Origin of the sequence: Phocaeicola coprophilus DSM 18228 = JCM 13818, assembly GCF_000157915.1 — a bacterium.
Taxonomy (GTDB): domain Bacteria; phylum Bacteroidota; class Bacteroidia; order Bacteroidales; family Bacteroidaceae; genus Phocaeicola; species Phocaeicola coprophilus.
Genome location: NZ_EQ973646.1, coordinates 136,915 through 141,087, shown reverse-complemented (window position 1 = coordinate 141,087; position 4,173 = coordinate 136,915). Strand labels below are relative to the sequence as shown.

At 50.9% G+C, this 4,173-nt stretch carries 7 protein-coding genes; 1 reads left to right on the top strand and 6 read right to left on the bottom strand.

What is annotated here, in order from left to right; translation table 11 throughout:
* Positions 1-100: 100 nt before the first annotated feature.
* The 3 genes from BACCOPRO_RS12620 to BACCOPRO_RS12610 all read right to left on the bottom strand — a co-directional run bounded on the left by BACCOPRO_RS12620 (position 101) and on the right by BACCOPRO_RS12610 (position 2,001).
* On the bottom strand, positions 101-736 hold the full coding sequence (locus tag BACCOPRO_RS12620; protein WP_008144253.1) for an outer membrane beta-barrel protein: 636 nt from the start codon (positions 734-736) through the stop codon (positions 101-103).
* Positions 737-750: 14 nt separating this feature from the next.
* On the bottom strand, positions 751-1,386 hold the full coding sequence (locus tag BACCOPRO_RS12615; protein ID WP_008144251.1) for a DUF4136 domain-containing protein: 636 nt from the start codon (positions 1,384-1,386) through the stop codon (positions 751-753).
* 66 nt (positions 1,387-1,452) lie between these two features.
* Positions 1,453-2,001 (bottom strand): DUF4251 domain-containing protein, encoded by a 549-nt coding sequence (locus BACCOPRO_RS12610; protein ID WP_008144248.1) that lies wholly within the window; start codon positions 1,999-2,001, stop codon positions 1,453-1,455.
* A 161-nt stretch (positions 2,002-2,162) separates the two neighbouring features.
* On the opposite strand from BACCOPRO_RS12610, the gene BACCOPRO_RS12605 reads away from it, so the two are divergent.
* Positions 2,163-2,813 (top strand): hypothetical protein, encoded by a 651-nt coding sequence (locus BACCOPRO_RS12605; RefSeq protein WP_040311523.1) that lies wholly within the window; start codon positions 2,163-2,165, stop codon positions 2,811-2,813.
* On the opposite strand, the gene BACCOPRO_RS12600 is transcribed toward BACCOPRO_RS12605, so the two are convergent.
* The 3 genes from BACCOPRO_RS12600 to BACCOPRO_RS12590 form a co-directional block, all read right to left on the bottom strand.
* Positions 2,785-3,375: an epoxyqueuosine reductase QueH gene (locus BACCOPRO_RS12600; protein WP_040311490.1), complete on the bottom strand. Its 591-nt coding sequence runs from the start codon at positions 3,373-3,375 to the stop codon at positions 2,785-2,787. The genes BACCOPRO_RS12605 and BACCOPRO_RS12600 overlap by 29 nt on opposite strands.
* Positions 3,376-3,392: 17 nt before the next feature.
* On the bottom strand, positions 3,393-3,761 hold the full coding sequence (locus BACCOPRO_RS12595) for a MarR family transcriptional regulator (protein WP_008144243.1): 369 nt from the start codon (positions 3,759-3,761) through the stop codon (positions 3,393-3,395).
* 4 nt (positions 3,762-3,765) lie between these two features.
* Positions 3,766-4,173, bottom strand: a 408-nt coding sequence (locus BACCOPRO_RS12590) for a DsrE/DsrF/DrsH-like family protein (protein WP_040311489.1), incomplete at its 5' end; no start/stop codon positions are given.

The following is a 4,173-nucleotide window of genomic DNA, read 5'->3' as shown; positions in this document are numbered from 1 at the left end:
GCTCCAAAAAGGCGAAGGGTGAGAATTTCACAACCCCCACCCCTCTGTTGAAAAACGAGAAAAATATATTCAATTAACAGAAATATTCAGATCATAGTGATCAGAAGATCACACCCACACGGAAACCCGCATTGCTTTGTCCTTCGATATCGCAGGTCAGGGTTTTCGTGTGCTGGGTACCATAGCTGTAATAGCCGGCCACATGGAACCCGAAGCGTTTGCCGGGAACCGGATAGATCCGCAGGCCGATTTCGGGTGACACGTAGAATCCCCACGCTTCGTCATACACGCCTGTGGAAGAAAAGTAAGTGGTGTTACGGGCAAACACAGCTCCGACTTTCGCACCGATATACGGACGGACATAATTGCCCTGACACAGGGTGTAGGCCGTTGACACACCGAAAGGAAGCTGGAAAGCCGAACGTTGCTGATCGGTGGTCAGCGATTCCGTCGGTGACAATTGCAGGGTCTGACGGCCGATATAACGGTGGTTGGTGTGGTACATCACAAAGGCACCTACTGACCAGCGCGGAGTCACGTCGTACAGACCTTCAAAGTTCATACCCCATCCGCTGATCTTGTCGGCATAACCGGTCGAGAACGGAGCATTCATCTGCCAGTCTACTATCAGATGGGCTTTGCTGGAATCCCATTGTGCGAAGGTTGGAGCAGCAGCTCCGGCAAGCATACAGCCTGCCAGCACTACTCTCTTTAAATATGTATAGATCGTTTTCATGTTGTTTTCCTCCTTTATTTGTTCGATTGTATATAGGGTGACTGCTCAAAGGCCTGGTTCACACCGTCCAGCAACAACTGCTGGTTGACGCGTCCGTTGCCATACATGAATCCGGACATGCTGACATACCATACCACGGGAATGTCCTGCTTCTTCACTTCCGAAGTGTCCTTTTTCGTCAGATCAACCATTTCAATCAGCATGGTCTGAGTGTCGTAAGAATAGCTCACGGGATACGGATAATACCAGCCTCCCCACCAGGGCCCCCAGAATCCATAGTCCCACCATCCGCCATAACTGGGATAGGAAACCACATGATTCGTCTGTGCCACGTATGAGAGCTGCACGCCCACATCGGCCTGATCTTTCTTCTCCGGATCTGTCAGACGGGTATAGCCGCGGCTATCCATCTGCTGGGCCACCGCATCGACGAGGGCTTTCGCGTTCTCATCCTTCCAGTAGGATGCTTTGTATCCTCCCGCCTCCAGAATACTGTCCGGAAGGAAATAGGTCTTATAGCCGTCGAAAGCGGCATTATTGTCATGATCCGTATAGACCACCAGATCTGCATCCAGCTGGTTCATGTCCGGATCTTTCTCGCAGGCAGCCAGAGTAAGCGCCATGCAAGCCAGGAATAACATTTTTTTCATACTTCTTTCTCCTTATCATTAACAGGTTCGTACCCGGTACGGAAATTGTCACTCAGGTGACCTCCGTCAGATGGAACGTCCTTTAAATACTTTACTTTTCTCTATCGGTACAATCTGTCCGCTCAACGTCATCCGGTTTAAGTTGAAGTTGGGTGTTATGGTCACCGATGCCTCGTTGCTTCCCTTGTAAAGCGTAATATCCACACGGGCCGAAATACCGGTACCCATCACGTTCATCGTCAGAAGCAGGTTGCCGCGCTTGTCTTTCTCCACTTCATAGCTGGATACAGAACCGTCGACGGTGACTCCTCCCAGTCCGTTAGGACCGCTTACCGGCACATTGAAAGCTACCTGCACCACCGCATCGTCGCCTTTCACGGAAACAAAGTTCGTGGTCGACGTAACGTAGGCCGTTTCGCCATACTTGAACATCACCTTGTCGGCTTCCAGCGTAAAGGCACGGGCATTGACCGCCTCTTCTGCCTCCACATAGAGCAAGCTGTCCAGACGTGCCTGCATTTCTTTCTTTTCCTGCCGGGTCAGTTCCCGGGTTTCCTGTGCCTGCCCTGCCACTACGGACAAAGCCATCAGCATTATTACAATCATACCTCTCATAAGTCCAGTTTTTTATTGTTTCGTATATAAAACAAAAAGAATGTCGTTTTACTGCTCCTGCGACCTTTAAAAAAGTCTAATAACTAATGAGAGATGTTACATCTATCGTTTATTTTCCTAACTTTATAAGCAGAACCAAAATCAAATCTGCCATGAACAACATTACCGACGTTACCATTCTGATTGCCGTCATAGCTCTGGCCCTGTGGCCCATAGTCCTGTTTCTCATGCGATTCATGCACGAACGCCGCAAACGGCTGGATCACATCGAACGGATGACACGCGACGAGCTGGACAATATTTCCACCCAGAAACTGGTGATCAGTGTCCTGAAAAAAATAGGATGCCAGCCCGAAATCAATGAGGAAGGACACGTGACCTTCAAATACCAGGGAGATGACTTCTACATCGCCGCCGAGGAAGAAAACCGCTTCATCATGATCTGGAACCCGTGGTGGGGCTCCATCAATGTGGACAATGAGGCGCTCCCCGTCCTGAAGGAAGTGATCAATGCGGTGAATGTCAACTCACTCGTTACAACCGTCTACATGGTGGACGAAGACGAAAAGACCATCGGTCTGCACTCGCGTTGCCATACTTTCTTCTCGCCCAACGAAGGAGAACTGGAGGAGCACATGAAGATGTTGCTCGACTATTTCTTCGATACGCACAATGCCATCAAGGATAACCTGAACCAGCTGGGCTCGGCCACCGGAAGCGAAGAAGAGAAAAAAGAGCGGGTCAAAGTAAAAGGATTTGCCGCCTACAAGGAGAATACGGTTCCTATCGAGCCTGAGAAGCCCGCATGCTGAACTCACATCCGCAATATTGCTGGTTGTAGAAGCCGTATTCGCGGATAATGGCCAGGCGACGCTCGCTCAGTCCGCCCTTCCGCCAGTTCTGGTCCCACCAGATGACATCAGGATAGACGGACACGGCATATCGTCCGGCTTCATTGATCTGGTCAAGGCTTTTCCAGCGCGAAGAAGCCAGTGTGGTAGTAATGAGCGAGAAGCCGTGTTCATGGGCATAACGGGCCGTATCGAGCAGACGCAGGCGGAAACATTTCAGACACCGGCCTCCGCGTTCGGGTTCCTGCTCCAGCCCCCGCATGGCTTCCAGCCAGGCTTCATGGTTGTAATCGGCATCCACAATCTCCAGCCCCAGGGAAAGGGCATAACGGGTACACTCGTCCTTGCGGATGAGGTATTCTTCCCGCGGATAAATGTTGGGATTGCAATAATAGATGGTAGGGCGAACTCCGTGTTGCATCAGACATTCGATGATGGCCGACGAACAGGGTGCGCAACAGGTATGAAGCAATACCCGGTCTGCTCCGCCGGGCACTTCCAACTGGAATTTATGTTTAGCCATATCCTTTGTCTCCTTTCTCAAACCTGATGTTCCCGAAACAGAGGAGCAAGCATCTCCGGAATTTCCACTCCCTGCTCACGAATACCGGCCAGACAGGTCTTTGCCTTGCCGGTAAGAACAAAATACATCTGGCGCTTGTCCTTTGTCCCCGGTGTACGTTCAAGCATGCCCTTTTCTTCGGCCATGCGGATCACCTTCGAAGCATGCGAAGGAGTCATTCCGGTGCGGCTCACAATGGTGCTTGCCGTCACGGTTTCCGTGCCGACACTACACAGGACCACCGCCTCGTTCAACGAAATGCCGTGGCTTTCCAACAAACGGGATTCCAGTAAAGAGAGAGCCTGGAAAAGCTCTCTCATCACACATATACAAGTAATTTTCTCCATACAATCAAATAAACAAGTTGACATTGGCCTGTTCGGCGCGCTCCATGTAGGTGGCCACCCCACCGACACTCACGGAATCAAGCAATTCTTCACGTTTGATTCCCATTACGTCCATCGACATCTGGCAGGCAATGAATTCCACTCCGTTGTCAATGGCCTGTTGACGGAGCGTTTCCAGCGAGTCAATCCTCTTTTCTTTCATCAGGAAACGCATCATCCGGGCACCGATTCCTCCCATATTCATTTTTGAAAGTCCGAGTTTCCGTGAATCGGCCGGAAGCATCCATCCGAACATCCGCCCCCAGAAGTCTTTCCGTACGTGGGGCTTACGTTCTTTCTTAATGGCATTCAGTCCCCAGAAAGTGAAGAAGATCGTCACTTTCCGTCCGGTAGCCGCCGCGCCGTTAGCCAG